The organism is Pedococcus sp. P2_D7 (assembly GCF_056404295.1).
In genome coordinates this window covers 384,215-399,974 of sequence record NZ_JBFUEH010000005.1, presented here as the reverse complement: position 1 = coordinate 399,974, position 15,760 = coordinate 384,215, and the positions used below count along the sequence as shown (strand labels likewise).

16 protein-coding genes are annotated in these 15,760 nt (G+C 71.1%); 8 read left to right on the top strand and 8 right to left on the bottom strand.

From position 1 onward, the window contains the following. Window positions 1-6: 6 nt before the first annotated feature. On the top strand, window positions 7-543 hold the full coding sequence (locus AC1DWJ_RS14315; protein ID WP_056923590.1) for an NUDIX hydrolase family protein: 537 nt from the start codon (window positions 7-9) through the stop codon (window positions 541-543). Window positions 544-667: 124 nt separating this feature from the next. After that, window positions 668-2,227: an RNA polymerase sigma factor gene (locus AC1DWJ_RS14310; RefSeq protein WP_477621128.1), complete on the top strand. Its 1,560-nt coding sequence runs from the start codon at window positions 668-670 to the stop codon at window positions 2,225-2,227. Window positions 2,228-2,258: 31 nt separating this feature from the next. Here AC1DWJ_RS14310 and AC1DWJ_RS14305 read toward each other — a convergent pair whose 3' ends face one another. Next, on the bottom strand, window positions 2,259-3,002 hold the full coding sequence (locus AC1DWJ_RS14305) for a lysophospholipid acyltransferase family protein (protein WP_457255668.1): 744 nt from the start codon (window positions 3,000-3,002) through the stop codon (window positions 2,259-2,261). Window positions 3,003-3,151: 149 nt separating this feature from the next. Here AC1DWJ_RS14305 and valS point away from each other — a divergent pair, with 149 nt between their 5' ends. Continuing rightward, entirely contained in the window at window positions 3,152-5,821 is a 2,670-nt protein-coding gene (gene valS / locus AC1DWJ_RS14300) for a valine--tRNA ligase (RefSeq protein ID WP_477621127.1), read from the top strand. Here the strand turns inward: valS and AC1DWJ_RS14295 are convergent. The 3 genes from AC1DWJ_RS14295 to AC1DWJ_RS14285 are packed head-to-tail and all read right to left on the bottom strand — an operon-like array spanning window position 5,752 to window position 8,117. Beyond that, complete coding sequence (locus AC1DWJ_RS14295) at window positions 5,752-6,453, bottom strand: hypothetical protein (protein WP_457255666.1); 702 nt, start codon at window positions 6,451-6,453, stop codon at window positions 5,752-5,754. The two genes, valS and AC1DWJ_RS14295, sit on opposite strands and share 70 nt — an antisense overlap. A gap of 51 nt (window positions 6,454-6,504) precedes the next feature. Beyond that, complete coding sequence (locus tag AC1DWJ_RS14290) at window positions 6,505-7,113, bottom strand: TIGR03086 family metal-binding protein (protein WP_457255665.1); 609 nt, start codon at window positions 7,111-7,113, stop codon at window positions 6,505-6,507. Then, window positions 7,110-8,117, bottom strand: a complete 1,008-nt coding sequence (locus AC1DWJ_RS14285) for a sigma-70 family RNA polymerase sigma factor (protein ID WP_457255664.1) — start codon at window positions 8,115-8,117, stop codon at window positions 7,110-7,112. Before AC1DWJ_RS14285 ends, AC1DWJ_RS14290 begins: the two co-directional genes overlap by 4 nt. Window positions 8,118-8,332: 215 nt before the next feature. On the opposite strand from AC1DWJ_RS14285, the gene AC1DWJ_RS14280 reads away from it, so the two are divergent. The 5 genes from AC1DWJ_RS14280 to AC1DWJ_RS14260 are packed head-to-tail and all read left to right on the top strand — an operon-like array spanning window position 8,333 to window position 12,414. Then, on the top strand, window positions 8,333-9,046 hold the full coding sequence (locus AC1DWJ_RS14280; RefSeq protein ID WP_457255663.1) for a DUF4129 domain-containing protein: 714 nt from the start codon (window positions 8,333-8,335) through the stop codon (window positions 9,044-9,046). After that, window positions 9,043-9,534: a hypothetical protein gene (locus AC1DWJ_RS14275; protein WP_457255662.1), complete on the top strand. Its 492-nt coding sequence runs from the start codon at window positions 9,043-9,045 to the stop codon at window positions 9,532-9,534. Before AC1DWJ_RS14280 ends, AC1DWJ_RS14275 begins: the two co-directional genes overlap by 4 nt. 2 nt (window positions 9,535-9,536) lie before the next feature. After that, complete coding sequence (locus AC1DWJ_RS14270) at window positions 9,537-10,520, top strand: AAA family ATPase (RefSeq protein WP_457255878.1); 984 nt, start codon at window positions 9,537-9,539, stop codon at window positions 10,518-10,520. Further along, on the top strand, window positions 10,517-11,893 hold the full coding sequence (locus tag AC1DWJ_RS14265) for a DUF58 domain-containing protein (RefSeq protein ID WP_477621126.1): 1,377 nt from the start codon (window positions 10,517-10,519) through the stop codon (window positions 11,891-11,893). Before AC1DWJ_RS14270 ends, AC1DWJ_RS14265 begins: the two co-directional genes overlap by 4 nt. Further along, window positions 11,893-12,414, top strand: coding sequence for a hypothetical protein (locus AC1DWJ_RS14260; protein ID WP_477621125.1), 522 nt, complete (start codon window positions 11,893-11,895; stop codon window positions 12,412-12,414). Before AC1DWJ_RS14265 ends, AC1DWJ_RS14260 begins: the two co-directional genes overlap by 1 nt. A 169-nt stretch (window positions 12,415-12,583) precedes the next feature. On the opposite strand, the gene clpX is transcribed toward AC1DWJ_RS14260, so the two are convergent. From clpX to AC1DWJ_RS14240, 4 genes are all read right to left on the bottom strand, one after another. Further along, window positions 12,584-13,858: an ATP-dependent Clp protease ATP-binding subunit ClpX gene (gene clpX / locus AC1DWJ_RS14255; protein ID WP_457255659.1), complete on the bottom strand. Its 1,275-nt coding sequence runs from the start codon at window positions 13,856-13,858 to the stop codon at window positions 12,584-12,586. A 197-nt stretch (window positions 13,859-14,055) separates the two neighbouring features. Next, complete coding sequence (locus AC1DWJ_RS14250) at window positions 14,056-14,223, bottom strand: hypothetical protein (protein WP_457255658.1); 168 nt, start codon at window positions 14,221-14,223, stop codon at window positions 14,056-14,058. A gap of 107 nt (window positions 14,224-14,330) precedes the next feature. Continuing rightward, window positions 14,331-14,984: an ATP-dependent Clp protease proteolytic subunit gene (locus tag AC1DWJ_RS14245; protein WP_457255877.1), complete on the bottom strand. Its 654-nt coding sequence runs from the start codon at window positions 14,982-14,984 to the stop codon at window positions 14,331-14,333. A 35-nt stretch (window positions 14,985-15,019) separates the two neighbouring features. After that, window positions 15,020-15,655 (bottom strand): ATP-dependent Clp protease proteolytic subunit, encoded by a 636-nt coding sequence (locus tag AC1DWJ_RS14240; protein WP_457255657.1) that lies wholly within the window; start codon window positions 15,653-15,655, stop codon window positions 15,020-15,022. Window positions 15,656-15,760: the final 105 nt, after the last annotated feature.

Sequence of the window (15,760 nt, the reverse complement as noted above, 5' to 3'; positions counted from 1 at the left end):
AAGGCCATGAGCAACCTCGAACTCGACCGTAGTGAGGCCTGGTTGACCCGCGAGGAGCTCGACGCCGCGCGGGAGCGGCTGCCCATCCTCTACGTGGACGCTGTGCCGGTGCGGGTCGACGAGCGCGGGGCCGTGAGTGCGGTCGGTCTGCTCCTGCGGGCCTCAGACGGCGCGATCAACCGCGAGCTCGTCTCGGGCCGGGTGCTCTACCACGAGCGGGTCCGCGACGCCCTGATCCGGCACATCGAGAAGGACCTCGGGCCGATGGCCCTGCCCCAGGTCCCCGCGAGCCCCCAACCGTTCACCGTGGCCGAGTACTTCCCCACGCCCGGCGTCACCCCCTTCCACGACCCTCGCCAGCACGCCGTCTCGCTCGCGTTCGTGGTGCCGGTGGCCGGTGACTGCCAGCCGCAGCAGGACGCCCTCGACCTCGCGTGGCTGACCCCCGAGGAGGCCGTGGCGCCCTCGCTCCTGGAGGAGATGGACGGCGGGCACGGCGTGCTGCTCCGCCAGGCGATGGCCCATCTGGGACACCCGCTCTGAGCGCGGCAGGGCGGACCCGAACCACCCTTTGTAAGCCTGTCGACGCCGGTTTCGCGGCGTCATCCGGGCAACATCACCCGAACGGATGACGCGCATTCGCACGCAAGAGGACGAAACTGGGTACGTGCCGGGGGAAATCGCCATATACCTCCTCGGCGCCCAGGGCGGCGTCGCGGACGATTTCGCACGCCTCCACGCGGCCACGAACCCGGTGCTCCTGCGCTACCTGCGGGTGACCGCCGACGGCGACCACGCTGAGCTCGCCCGCACGGCCTGGACGACGGCCCTGCCGCAGCTGCAGGTCTGCCCGCCCGACGACGACGCCTGGCTCGAGCTGGTCGTCGGCGCTGCCCGCACCGCCGTCCTGGCCGGCGACGGCGCCTCCTCGTTGGCGCCCGCAGGCACGTCGACGCCGCCTTCCGACGTCGAGCCCGACGCACTGGGACACGCAGTCGCCGCGTTGCGCGCCTGCCCGCCGGCGGAGGCGGAGGTCCTCGCCATGGGCGCAGTGGCCAACCTCGGCCGCGACGCCGTGTCCCGGCTGACCGGCCTGGAGCCGAACACCGTCCTCACCCTCGTGCTGCAGGGCCAACAGCACCTCGACATGTCGTTGGAGGTGCTGATCGCCTCCCTGCGGGTGCCGGCAACTCCCGGTGAGCTCGCCGACCTGCCCTTCGCCGCAGGACTGTTCGCGGCTGGTTTCCCGGTGCTGCTCAGGCCGGTGACTCCCGCAGGACTGGTCGCGGCGGCGCCGGCGGCGCTGGCGGCTCCGGGTCGCGCGTTCGGCGCGGCAGCCACCGCAGCGCCCTCGATGGTGCCCGTTGGCGCGCTCCAGCAGCCGTCGGTGGTCGACATCCACAGCCTGCAGTCGTCTGCCCCGGCGAGCGCCCAGCGGATCCTCGGCACCCCCAGCCGGTCGGCCCGAGCCGGAGCCGCCGCTGCCGCGTGGCTGCTCGCCGTCGGCGGCATCAGCACGGCCGCAGCCATGAGCGGCCTGCTCAGCGTGGCCATCGACGGCATCCTCGGCCGCGATCGCGGTCCACTCGTCACGGCCGACGGCCCGATCGTCCCCGGCCCGCTGCCCTCGACCGAGACGCCCAACCAGACACCATCGCCCGGGCGGGTGCCCGCCCCGACGGAACCCTCCACCGGCACTCCCGGCTCCGGCGGGGGTCAGGACGGCAGCGGCGGCACCGACCAGGTCGTGAGCTCGCCCCGCGGCACCGAGGTCCAGGTCGTGGTGGCCGTCTTCAACCCGAACCCCGTGACGCCCTCCACGCCGACCGACACGCCGGCTCCCACGCCCACGCCCACCGAGCCGCCGGCCACCCCGACGCCTCCGGAGGTCCCCACCCCGTCGACGCCGCGGCCGCCCGTCGTGCCCACCGGCAACGGCGAGAGCAAGGCGAAGGGCAAGGTCCAGACCATCGGGAAGGGCAGCGGCAAGGCCCGGGGCAACGGGACCGTCAAACCGACCGCGACCGGGAACGGCAAGAGCAAGGCGAACGGCAAGGGCCACGCCAAGCACCAGGGCAAGCACCTCGCCAAGGGCCACGCCAAGCAGCACGGCACGCACCTCGCCAAGGGCCAGGCCACGACGCAGGGGAAGGCGAAGGCCCAGGCCAAGCAGGCCCTACAGGATCAGGCGCACGGCAAGGGTCACGTCAACAAGGGCAAGCACTAGACCCTCGCGGGCTGCGCACCGACCGGCTCGGTCAGTGGCTGCTGCGCCGGCGCCGGTCGGCCCGGTCCATCTCCTCGGCCTCCTCGACGGTGGGGGCCGTGCCCCCGAGCCGGACGGGCAACAGGTGTCGCTCCGCGTCGGGCCAGTGGGGGTAGCGGTCCTGCATGGCGTGCAGCTGCGTCTCCATCGCCGCCCGCACCCGAACCGTGGCCAGGCCCGGCTTCTCGTCGGCGCCGACCACGATGGGGGCGCCGGCCGTGATGAACAGGGGGATACCGTGCCGGCCCATCCTGCGCGGCTGGCCCTTGGTCCAGACGCGCTGCGAACCCCAGATCGTGACGGGCAGGATCGGCACGCCGCCCTCTTGTGCAAGGCGGACGGTGCCGGACTTGAAGGCCTTGAGCTCGAAGGACCTGGAGATGGTGGCCTCGGGGAAGACGCCGATGATCTCTCCGCTGCGCAGCGCGTCGCGGGCGGCATCGAAGGACCCCAGACCGGCCTCGCGGTCGACCGGGATGTGCTTCATCCCCTTCATCAGCGGGCCGGCCACCGGGTTGGACCAGATCGACTTCTTGGCCATGAACCGCACGTAGCGCCCGGCCTTGACACCCACCAACCCGGCATACGTGAAGTCGAAGTAGCCGGTGTGGTTGATCGCCATCACCGCCCCGCCGTGGCGGGGCACGTGCTCGGTGCCGGTCATCGTGATCTTGAGGCCCTGGGCAGCGAAGAGTGCGCGGGCCAACCCGATGACCGGGGTGTAGACGGGTTCCATGGACCAACCCTAGGGGGTGGTCAGCGACCGCCCCTACGGGTCGAGCTTGCGCAGCAGGCGCGCCAGCGTCGCCTGACCGCGCGAGTGAGCCCGCGGCATACCCGCAACCCGTTGGTCACCACTGGTGACGGGATGGGAAGATTCACGCCATGACCGATGCACCCAACACGTCCGGCGCCGCCACCATCCCCGACAAGCCCTCGATCGAGGGGCTCGAGGACAAGTGGGCGCAGGTATGGCGGGAGCAGGGCACCTACAGCTTCGACCGCGCCACGGCGCTCGCCCAGGGGCGTGAGTCGGTCTTCTCGATCGACACTCCCCCGCCGACCGCCTCGGGGTCCCTGCACATGGGGCACGTGTTCTCCTACACGCACACCGACTGCATGGCCCGGTACAAGCGGATGCAGGGCCTGGAGGTCTTCTACCCGATCGGCTGGGACGACAACGGCCTGCCGACCGAGAAGCGGGTCCAGAACTACTACGGCGTGCGGGGCGACGCGTCGCTCCCCTACGTCGAGGGCTTCGAGCCGCCGCACCGCGGTGACGCCAAGAGCCTCAAGGCCGCCGACACCCTCCCCATCTCGCGCCAGAACTTCATCGAGCTGTGTGACGAGCTGACCGTCGAGGACGAGAAGGCCTTCGAGTCGCTGTTCCGCCGGATGGGTTTCAGCCTCGACTGGGAGATCAGCTACCGCACCATCGACGACCACTCGCGCGCCACCGCCCAGCAGGCCTTCCTGCGCAACCTCGCCCGTGGTGAGGCCTACCAGTCCGAGGCGCCCGGCCTCTGGGACGTCACCTTCCAGACCGCGGTCGCCCAGGCCGAGCTCGAGGCCCGCGACTACCCCGGCGCCTACCACCGCGTCGCCTTCCACGGCGCCGACGGCCCGATCCACATCGAGACGACGCGGCCCGAGCTCATCCCCTCCGCGGTCGCTTTGATCGCCCACCCCGACGACGAGCGGTATGCCGCGCTGTTCGGGACCACGGTCCGCTCACCGCTGTTCGGGGTCGAGATCCCGGTGGTGGCCCACTCGGCGGCCGAGCCCGACAAGGGCGCCGGCATCGCCATGTGCTGCACCTTCGGTGACCTGACCGACGTGCTGTGGTGGCGTGAGCTGCAGCTGCCGACCCGGTCGGTCATCACCCGGTCCGGACGCATCCAGACCGAGACTCCCGAGTGGCTGGCCGGGAGCCCGGGTGAGCAGCTGTTCGCCGAGCAGGTCGCGGGCAAGACCACCTTCAGCGCTCGTGAGGCGATCGTCGCCGCGCTGCGCGAGTCCGGTGACCTCGACGGTGAGCCCAAGGCGACCCAGCGCAAGGCCAACTTCTACGAGCGCGGTGAGAAGCCGCTCGAGATCGTCACCTCCCGGCAGTGGTACATCCGCAACGGTGGGCGCGACGCCGACCTCAACGCGGAGATGATCGAGCGCGGCCGGCAGGTCGATTTCCACCCCGCCTTCATGCGGGCCCGCTACGAGAACTGGGTGAGCGGGCTGAACGGCGACTGGCTGGTCTCCCGCCAGCGGTTCTTCGGCGTGCCGATCCCCGTCTGGTACCCGCTCGACGACCACGGCGACCCGGTCTTCGACAAGCAGCTGGTGCCCACCGAGGACCAGCTGCCCGTCGACCCGGCCGCGCAGGCCCCTGAGGGCTACGAGGAGTCCCAGCGTGGGCAGGCCGGCGGCTTCGTCGGCGACCCCGACATCATGGACACCTGGGCCACGTCGTCCCTGACCCCGCAGATCGCCGGACGCTGGCGCGACGACCCCGAGCTGTTCGCCGGGGTGTTCCCCATGGACGTCCGACCGCAGGGGCACGACATCATCCGCACCTGGCTGTTCTCGACGGTCGTGCGCTCGCACTTCGAGTTCGGCTCGGTGCCGTGGCGCAATGCCGCCCTGTCCGGGTGGATCCTCGACCCCGACCGCAAGAAGATGAGCAAGTCCAAGGGGAACGTCGTCACGCCCGAGGACGTCGTCAAGGAGCACAGCACCGACGCCGTCCGGTACTGGGCCGCCTCGGGCCGCCTCGGCGCCGACGCCGCCTACGACACCGGGCAGATGAAGGTCGGTCGCCGCCTGGCGATCAAGATCCTCAACGCCACCAAGTTCGCGCTGTCCTTCGGCGAAGTCGACATCCAGCACAGCGGCGAAATCGACATCCAGCACAGCGGCGAAGTCGACGGCGCACTGGTCGCAGCGGTGACCAACCCGCTCGACCGCGCCATGCTCGCCCAGCTCGGCGACGTCGTCGCCAAGGCGACTGCCGGCTTCGAGTCGTGGGACCACACCCGCGCGCTCGAGGTCAGCGAGACCTTCTTCTGGACGTTCTGCGACGACTACCTCGAGCTGGTCAAGGACCGCGCCTACGGCGGGCAGGGCGAGGGCGAGGCGGCGTCCGCGCGCGCGGCGCTGCGCATCGCGCTCGACGTGATGCTGCGCCTCTTCGCGCCGATGCTGCCCTACGTCACCGAGGAGGCCTGGTCGTGGTGGCACGAAGGCTCCGTGCACCGGGCCCCGTGGCCGACGGCTGCTGACGCGGCGGTCGGCGAAGGCGGAGACCCCGCCCTGCTCATCGCCGTGGGCGAGGCCCTGGCCGGGGTCCGCAAGGCCAAGTCGGAGGCGAAGGTCGGCATGCGCGCCGAGGTGGCGTCGATCGTGCTGGCCGGCCAGGGCGCGTGGACCGACCGGGTCCGGCTCGCCGAGACCGACCTGCGAGCGGCCGGCCGGATCACCGGGACGGTCGACTACGCCGAGGCCGAAATGCCCGTCGTGCGCGACGCGGAGCTGATCCCCGTGGAGAAGCCGAAGGCCTGAATGCGGCGGGTTCCGTTGGGCTGCACCGTGATCCACGGCACGTCCCACCCGGCGATCCGCAGCTCACGACTGGCGAACCTGCCCTCGTCCAACATGGTCACCTGACCCGTCGCCGGATCGTAGACGTCGAGCACCCGGTCGCCGTCACCCGGCAGCACCAGCGTGACGTGGCGTGGCAGGAGGCCGTTGCCGATATAGAGCAGGGCGGGCTCGCCGTCGGCGACGACCTCGACCAGGCGCGCGTGCGCGTCACGCAGCGCGCTGCGGGTGAGCTGCCGGACCACCCGAAGCTCGTACTCGGTCCCCCGCCGCGACGCCCCGAACTCGAGCTCCTTGCGCGCCCCCCAGGGCGGGGTGCCCAGCGACCGGGGCCACGGGATGTTGAGCCGTCCGCCGCCGGAGAACAGGCGGTTGGTGCGCCTCATCACGACCCGCTCGTAGGCCGCGAATCGCTCCTTCTCGGTGGCGCCGGGTGGGGCGTCGGCGCGCGGGCCGTCACCGGAGGTGATCCACCGCGCGAAGACGGGGTTGACCAACATCCTGGCCACCGTGAGGCAGGCCGAACCGCAGGTCACCGGGGACTGCTGGACCGGCCCGATGTCACCGCTGCGCAACCGGTACCCCGAGGACATGCCCTCATCCTCGCGGGTGGCGCCGCAAACTTCCACCAACGGCGCGCCCGGTCACCAGCGGGTCGACCGCCCGGCGTGGGCGAGCAGCCTCGCAGCCGGGGTCGCCCAGTCCGACACCTGGACCGGCTGACCGAACCGGACCGGCCGGTCGGCGTCGGTGATGTGGTCGCGGGCCACCGGCCACAGGTCCATCGCCAGCCCCGGGGGGATCGAGCGCGGCTGGCCGATCGACTCGGCGACGTCCCAGCCGTGCAGGACGATCTCCAGCGCCCCGACCGCGCCGAGGAGGTCCCGCGACAGGCTCAGGTCACCCAGGCCCACCGGGCCGTCCGGCACCTCCTCCACCGGGTGCCAGTGGGCGAGCAGCCCCCGGGCCCGGTGGCAGATGCTGTCGAGCAGGTCGGTGCCCTCGGTCGGCGGGACGGACGGCACGAGGCTGAGCGAGGTGGCCTGCGCCGCCACCGCCATCGCCTCCAGCGAGTCGTCCATGTGGGTGAGCAGGTCGTGGAGCAGCCACCCACGGCACGGCGTGCGGCGCCCGAGGTCGGCTTCGGTCACGAGGACCAAGCTGGCCCGGGTGTAGCCGATCGCCCGCTCGAGCAGCTCGACGGCCCGCGGTGGCCGGCTCTGGCCGGCCGCGCTGGACACCTGCTGCCTCACGTCGGGCCGGAGTAGCCGGCCGGGAGTGAGGCGGGCAGACCGAAGGTCTCGAAGAGCGTCAGGTCGAAGAAGGCGGCGACGTGGCTGACCCCACCCGAGGCCTCGAGGGTGAGCACCTGGAGGTGGAAGGGCGTGAACGTGCCGTCGGGCTGGCGCATGTAGAGACCGAAGGCCGGCTGGCCGTTGGCGCTGGTCGCCACCATCGGCATGTCGTGGCGCTCCCCGGGGCACTGGGTGTCGATCAGGCGGCCGATGTTCTCGGCGCCGGTGTACCAGCCGGTGAAGGGCGGCATCTCCCAGACGGCCTCACGGGTGAGCATGGCGACGATGGCGTTCACGTCCTTGTCCCAGAACGCTTTGACGTAGCGGTCGAGCAGCTCCTGCTGGGCGGCGTCCAGCTCGGCGTGGACCTCGTCCTGGCTCACCTTCGCCTTCGCGATCTGGGCGTGCGCGCGCTGCAGGGCGCTGTTGACCGCGGCCTCGCTCGTCTCCAACGCCTCGGCGACCTCGGAGGCCTTCCAGCGCAGGACGTCGCGCAGGATCAGCACCGCGCGCTGGCGGGCGGGCAGGTGCTGGAGGGCCGCGACGAACGCGAGCCGGATGCTCTCTCGCTGCGCGACGATCGTCGCCGGGTCACTGGCGTCACCCGCGACCAGCGGGTCAGGCGCCGGCTCCAGCCAGGACACCTCGGTCGACTCCACGAGCCGGTCGGCCGCGTCGCTCGACGGCGTACCCAGCCCGGCCGGGAGGGGGCGGCGGTCCTTGCCCTCGAGCGCCGTGAGGCACACGTTCGTGGCGATCCGGTAGAGCCAGGTGCGCACCGACGACCGGCCCTCGAACGCCGCGTAGGCGCGCCAGGCGCGCAGGTAGGTCTCCTGCACGAGGTCCTCGGCGTCGTGGATCGAACCCGTCATCCGGTAGCAGTGGGCGGTCAGCTCGCGCCGGTAGCCGTCGGCGGCCTCCGGGAAGTCCTGCACGTCCACCCGCTCGCGCACCTCGGTCATCGGGTCCTCCTCCGTCGTCCGACCACTGGGCCTGCCCTGAACACCGTGCCCACCTTAGGCACACCGGTACGACAACCACACCGGTACGACAACCACACCGGTGCGACATCAAGGCAGACTCCGGTGGTCGCGCAAACTCATCGGTTCGTCACGAATCGGAGGGGATTTGCCGTGCTCGCTCGCCACCACGGGAGCCGTTGCTAGGGTCGACCATCGTGAACCAGCGTGGTGTGGCAGTGGGTGTGGGGGCAGGGGCGACGCTGCTGCTGGCTGCCTGGGTTTCCGCAGCCGGTCCGGTGGGCGTCTTCGCGCGCAAGGACTTCTCCGGCAAGGAGTCGAGCGCCCCCGGCGAGGACTTCGGGCCGGGCGCCAACCCCTTGCCCACCGGACGAGGTCTCAAGGGCGCGGATGTCCACCATGCCGACCCGTGGCTCGTCACCCTCGTCGAGCTCGCCATGAAGATCGTGCTCGTGGTCGTCATCGTCATCGTGCTGGTCGCCATCGGCAGGGCGCTGCTCGACCGCTGGCGCACGCGCGAGGTCACCGCGGACCTGGTGGGCTCGGTCGACGTCGTGCCGGAAGCGCTCCTCGAGGCCGCGCTCGAGGGAGAGCGCCAGCTGTCCCATGGCGCGCCGGCCAACGCCGTCATCGCCGCCTGGGTGGCCATGGAGGACGCGTGCCGCGCCGCCGGCGTCAGGGACGACGACTCTCGCACCTCAGCCGAGCTCGTCACGGCCGTCCTGCGCTCCCACCGGGTCGACCGTGCGCCCCTCGAGACACTCGCAGCGCTCTACCGCGAGGCCCGGTTCTCCGCCCACCCGATCGGCGAGGAGCACCGGACCTCCGCCCGCGACGCCCTGGTGCAGGTGCAGGCCGACCTCCGGCGCACCATGGCGCGACTCGCCCAGGAGAGGACCGTCACCCGGTGATCCGCCGTCTCGCGGGCCGCTCGCCGGCCCAGCTCTTCCTCGTCGTCCTCGGCGTCACCGTGGTCATCGGCGCCCTCGCGGTGTCGGTGTCTGCCCTGGGCAACGTCGGCCTGCTGATCGCCTCCACCGGGCTGGTCGCGGCGCTGGCGATCGTGGCCCAGTGGCTCTGGCAGGCACGCCAGTCGACGGACTGGGACAACACCTTCACCGACACGGCCACGGCCCGCGGCGTCGACTCCCGGATCAGCAGGCTCGCCACGGACGTGCGCGAAGCCGGCTCCGGCGCCCCCGTCCCGAGCGCCCGACTCCACGCCACGCTCAGCAGCCTGGCCACCGAACGGCTCCGCAGCCGCGGCGACGGGACCATGACCGACGCTGGCGCGGTCCTGGGTCGCGACCTCGCGGCATACCTCGCCGCACCCCCGACCACCCGCCTCACCGCCGCCCAGCTCGCGGCGTTCACCACCACCTTGGAGGAGCTCTCGTGACCCTGACCCTCGACGAGGTCGCCGCACGCGCGACCGCCATCCTCACCGAGGTCGAACGCGCCGTCGTCGGCAAGCGCCAGAGCCTGGAGATCGTGCTGTCCGGCATCCTGGCCGGTGGCCACGTGCTGATGGAGGACTTCCCCGGGCTGGGCAAGACGCTGGCGGCACGTTCGTTCGCGCAGGCGTTGGGGCTCGACTTCGCGCGGGCCCAGTTCACCCCCGACCTGTTGCCCAGCGACCTGACCGGCTCGTTCCTCTACGACCAGCGCAGCCACGAGTTCACCTTCCGCAAGGGGCCGTTGTTCACCGGGCTGCTGCTCGCCGACGAGATCAACCGGACGCCTCCCAAGACCCAGTCCGCGCTGCTCGAGGCGATGCAGGAGGGTCAGGTGACGGTCGAGGGCGAGACCTTCGTGCTGCCCAAGCCGTTCCACGTGCTCGCCACGGCGAATCCCGTTGAGTACGAAGGGACTTACCCGCTTCCCGAGGCGCAGCTCGACCGGTTCCTGCTGCGGGTGAGCTTCGGCTACCCGAGCGCTGCCGACGAGTGGGAGGTCCTCCAGCGGCGGATGGCGCGCCAGCAGGAGGCCCAGGTGGTCGCCAGCGTGACCGACGGTGCGGGCCTCATCGAGATGCAGCGGGCCGTCGAGACCGTCACCGTCGACGAGGGCGTCGGCCAGTACTGCGTGCGGCTCGTCGGAGCGACGCGCACCCACCAGAACCTGCTCATGGGCGCCTCGCCGCGCGCCTCGCTCGCCCTCCTGCTGACGTCCCGCGCGTATGCCGTGCTGCGCGGCCGCGACTACGTCACCCCCGAGGACGTCAAGGCGGTGGCGCACGCGGCCCTCGACCACCGCGTCACCGTGCGTCCCGAGCTGTGGATGAACGACGTCTCCGCGGCCAGCGTTGTCGACAGCGTGCTGTCCTCGGTGCCGACCCCGGCGGCCACGGCAACCGGCCCGCGGACTGGTTTCGAGCGTCCGTGACTACCACACCCGGGCGCCCGCTGGAGGCGCGCTGGCGCGTGACCTCGGCCCACCTCCGGGCGCTGTTCCTGGGGCTGCTGCTGGCCGCGATCGGCGTCCTGCTGCGCCGTCCGGACGCCCTGGTGATCGGCGCCCCGCTGCTCGTCGTCGGGCTGTGGGCCACCGTCACCCGCCCCAAGGCCACCCCGACCGTCGTCGCCAGGCTGGTCCACCCCCTGCTGCGGGAGGGACAGGCGACCAGGTGGCAGGCCACGATCTCGCCCGGCGCAGGGGTCGAGGAGGCCGGCCTCGCGCTCCTGCCGACCCCGCACACCGAGTTCACCCCCGGACACCGAGCCATCGCCGCGGCCTTCGGCGGTGACGACCAGCCCCGCTCCCTCGAGATCATCTGCCGGAGCACGCGCTGGGGTCGGCGCCCCCTCGGGCCGGCGATCCTCGCCGTGAGTGGGCCGTTCGGCGCCTTTCGGTGGGAGCCGCAGTCGGTGTCCCTCCCGGCCATCCCGACCGTCCCGCTCCCCGACACCTTCTCGGCCCGGGTCCCCGTGCCCCACCCCGACGGCCTGGTCGGCCAGAACCGCTCCCACCACCAGGGCTCCGGCGGCGAGCTCGACCAGATCCGGCCGTTCCGGTTCGGCGACCGGCTCCGCCGGGTGCACTGGCCGGTCTCGGTGCGCACCGGCGAGCTGCACGTCACCGCGACCCACGCCGACCAGGACACCGAGATCCTCCTGCTCGTCGATGCCATGCACGACATCGGGCAGAGCACCGGCATCGAGGGGTCGAGCAGCAGTCTCGACAACGCCGTGCGAGCCGCGGGCGCGATCGCGGAGCACTACCTGCGCAGCGGCGACCGCGTCGGGCTCCTCGTGCTCGGGTCCCGCGACACCCCTCACGTCACCGCGGCCGCCGGGAGCAACCACCTTCGCCGCCTGCTCGACGTGCTGGCCCGCGTCACCGTCGCCGACGGCACCGTGAGCGACGAGAAGCGCCTCCGGTCCCAGCTGCGACACCACGTCTCGGCCGGCACCCTCGCCATCATCCTCACCCCGGCTGTCTCTCCCGAGGTGCTCGCCCACGCGGTCGCCCTGGCCAGGCGCGGCATCTCCGTCATCACGGTCGACACGCTGCCTTCAGGCCTGGCCTCACCCGACATCCCCCAGGCGTCGCTGGCGCAGCTCGCCTCGACCACGCAGGAGCACCCCACGGAGACCCGGCTGGCCTGGCGGCTGCGGCTGCTCGAGCGCCACCGAGAGATGACGAGGGCGCGCGAGGCGGGCGTGCCGATCGTCCCGTGGGCCGGACCGGGCACGCTCGACCTCGTGCTCCGCGACCTCCACCGTCGGTCGCGCGCCCCGAGGGTGGTGAGCCGCTGATGTCGCGCTCCCAGCTCGTCCTGCGCGGTCTGCTCTGCGCGGCGTCGCTGACCTTCCTGGTCCTCACCCTCGTCTCGTCCCCCCACCCGATCGTCGTGGTGGCCATCGGCATCGTGGCGCTCACCGGGTATGCCGCGGTGGAGCCGGACTCGGTGCTTGTGACGGTGCTGCTCGGGGCCCAGGCGCTGCACTGGGCCGCTGCCGTCCCCGTCCCCACCACCACCGGTGCGTGGGTCGCGCTGCTGGGTGCTGCGTGGTCCGGCCTGGTCCTGCACCTCACCGCCAGCCTCGCTGCCAGCCTGCCGGGCCCGGCTCCCGTCCCGGCCGTGAGCCTGCGCCGGTGGGCCCGCCGTGGCGCCGTCGTGGCCGCCGCCACGGTGCCGGTGTGGGCGGTGGCGCTGCTCGCCGGGCAGGAGAGCGCCCGGGGTCAGGTCTCCCTGACGTATGCCGCGATCGCCGCCGTCGCGCTGCTCGCGTTCGCGACCTGGCTGCTCAGCCGCGAGGACCGCCCCCGCCCCTGACGCACACGTTCCACCTCCCCGACATCTGGCCACCCATGCCCCACCCAGCGGCAGAAAAGCCCTCCACACCCAGCACGCGTGGCCAGAAGTCGGTGCTGTCCGGGGCAGCCGTGAGGGCCGCCCGGAGTACCGGACGGCCCTCACGAGGTGACTGCGGGCGAACGCCCTCTCAGGCGGAGCGCTTGCGGGTGCGCTTGGGCTCCTCGTCGCGCCGGACGATGGTCGGCAGCACGTTGTCGAGAACGACCTCGCGGCTGACGACCACGCGGGAGATGCCCTCGTCGCTCGGGACGTCGAACATCACCGGCATGAGCACCTCCTCCATGATCGCGCGCAGGCCGCGGGCACCCGTGCCGCGCTTGAGGGCCTGGTCGGCGATGGCCTCGAGGGCGTCGTCGGTGAACTCGAGCTCGACGTTGTCGATCTCGAACATCTTCTTGTACTGCTTCACCAGGGCGTTGCGCGGCTGCGACAGGATCGTCACGAGCGAGGCCTGGTCGAGCGGGCTCACCGTGGTGATGACGGGCAGGCGGCCGATGAACTCGGGGATGAGCCCGAACTTCATGAGGTCCTCGGGCATGACCTCGTGGATCGAGTCGGCGAGGTCCTTGGGCGTGTGGAGCTCGGAGCCGAAGCCCAGCCCCTTCTTGCCGTTGCGCGACTCGATGAGCTTCTCGAGACCGGCGAACGCGCCACCCACGATGAACAGCACGTTCGTCGTGTCGATCTGGATGAACTCCTGGTGGGGGTGCTTGCGTCCACCCTGCGGCGGGACCGAGGCGGTGGTGCCCTCGAGGATCTTCAGGAGGGCCTGCTGCACGCCCTCACCGGACACGTCGCGGGTGATCGACGGGTTCTCGGACTTGCGGGCGATCTTGTCGACCTCGTCGATGTAGATGATGCCCGTCTCGGCCTTCTTGACGTCGTAGTCAGCGGCCTGGATCAGCTTGAGGAGGATGTTCTCGACGTCCTCGCCGACGTAGCCGGCCTCCGTCAGCGCCGTCGCGTCGGCGATCGCGAACGGGACGTTCAGCATGCGGGCCAGGGTCTGCGCGAGGTAGGTCTTGCCACAGCCCGTGGGGCCGATCAGCAGGATGTTGGACTTCGCGATGTCGACCGACTCGGCGTCCTTCTTGCCGGCCGTCTCGCCCGCCTGGATCCGCTTGTAGTGGTTGTAGACCGCGACCGCCAGCGCGCGCTTGGCCACGTCCTGGCCGATCACGTAGTTCTCGAGGAACTCGAAGATCTCGCGGGGCTTGGGCAGCTCGTCGAGGCCCAGCTCGGAGGACTCGGCCAGCTCCTCCTCGATGATCTCGTTGCACAGGTCGATGCACTCGTCGCAGATGTAGACCCCGGGGCCGGCGATGAGCTTCTTGACCTGCTTCTGGCTCTTTCCGCAGAACGAGCACTTCAGCAGGTCGCCGCTCTCTCCCATGCGTGCCACGCGAAGTCCCTCCGGTCTGTCTGACGAACCTGTCTGACGAATCTGCCCGACGGTGTGCGGTCCACCTCGGACCGGCAACGCCCCGACGCTACAGCGCAGGAGACCGCCTTCGCTCCATTGAAACGGTCGAGTCGCCGGTTCGTCGCGCTTGTCCGCTGAGGGCGGACAACACGCCGAGGGACCGCCGCGACCCCTCGTCACTGTCTCCGGCGACCACGCTGGACCACCACGACCAGGGCCACTCCCAGCACGAGCGCGAGGGCCAGTCCACCGAGCAGCGGGACCAGCCAGGCCCGCTCCGACACCGGGGAGGCGAACACCAGCGGGACGACCAGCAGCGCACGCTTCATGACGGTCGGACGCACCTCACCAGTGTGCCGTTCCCCACCCCCCGACGCAGGTATGCCGCCCGCTCTCATGAGCGGGCGGCATACCGGGTGGTGCGGTGTCGGGGACGCTGCCCCGGAACAGGTCAGTCCGAGAGGGTGCCCTTGCGCGAGAGCAGGACCTCGTCGATCAGGCCGTACTCGACGGCCTCGGCCGCGGACAGGATCTTGTCGCGCTCGATGTCAGCGCGGACCTGCTCGGGGGTGCGGCCCGAGTGGGCGGCCCAGGTCTCCTCGAGCCAGGTGCGCATGCGCAGCACCTCGTTGGCCTGGATCTCGATGTCGGACGCCTGGCCGTAGTCGCCACCGACCAGCGCGGGCTGGTGGATGAGGATCCGGGCGTTCGGGAGGGCGAACCGCTTGCCTTTCGCGCCGGCCGACAGCAGCACCGCGGCAGCCGAGGCGGCCTGGCCGATGACGAACGTCTGCACGTCGGGCTTGATGTACTGCATGGTGTCGTAGATCGCGGCCATCGCCGTGAACGAGCCACCGGGGCTGTTGATGTACATCAGGATGTCGCGGTCGGGGTCCTGGGACTCCAGCACGATCAGCTGGGCGATGACGTCGTCCGCGGACGCGTCGTCGACCTGCACGCCGAGGAAGATGATGCGGTCCTCGAAGAGCTTGGTGTAGGGGTCGAGCCGCTTCATGCCGTAGGAGGTGCGCTCCTCGAACTGGGGCAGGATGTAGCGGCTGGACGGACCCGGCACGTGCAGGCCGCCGGGGCCTGCCGAGTGCATGGAGGGGTTGATGTTGGCGTTCATGTGTCGATCCCTCACTTGTCCCCGGTGACCGGGTTGTCGTCGCTGCCGCTGCGGCCACCGGCCTGTGCGGCACTGCTGAACACATGGTCCACGAAGCCGTACTCCTTGGCCTCCTCGGCGCTGAACCAGCGGTCGCGGTCGGAGTCCTTCTCGATCTGTTCCTTGGTCTGACCCGTGTGCTCGGCGATCAGCTCGGCCATCTGCTTCTTCACGTAGAGCATCTGCTCGGCCTGGATCTTGATGTCCGAGGCCGTGCCACCGATGCCGCCGGAGGGCTGGTGCATCATCACGCGGGCGTGCGGCGTGGCGTAGCGCTTGCCCTGGGTGCCGGCGGACAGCAGGAACTGGCCCATCGAGGCCGCCATGCCCATCGCCACGGTCGCGACGTCGTTGGGGATCCACTTCATCGTGTCGTAGATCGCCATGCCCGCGGAGATGGAGCCGCCGGGGCTGTTGATGTAGAGCCAGATGTCCTTGCTCGGGTCCTCCGCGGCGAGCAGCAGCAGCTGTGCGCAGATCGCGTTCGCGTTGTCATCGCGCACGTCGGAGCCCAGGAAGATGATCCGCTCCTTGAGCAGACGGTTGTAGATGTGGTCGTCCAGACCACCCTGCGGGCCCTCGCCCGCGCCGACAATCTCGTTCACCATGTCTCCATCACTTGAGGTCCTTGCCTGTCAGTGACCCTAACGCGGTCATGGTGGGCAGAAGTCCCCGATCCGCTCCATGTTCGCCCTGAGCGCACAGGACTCAAG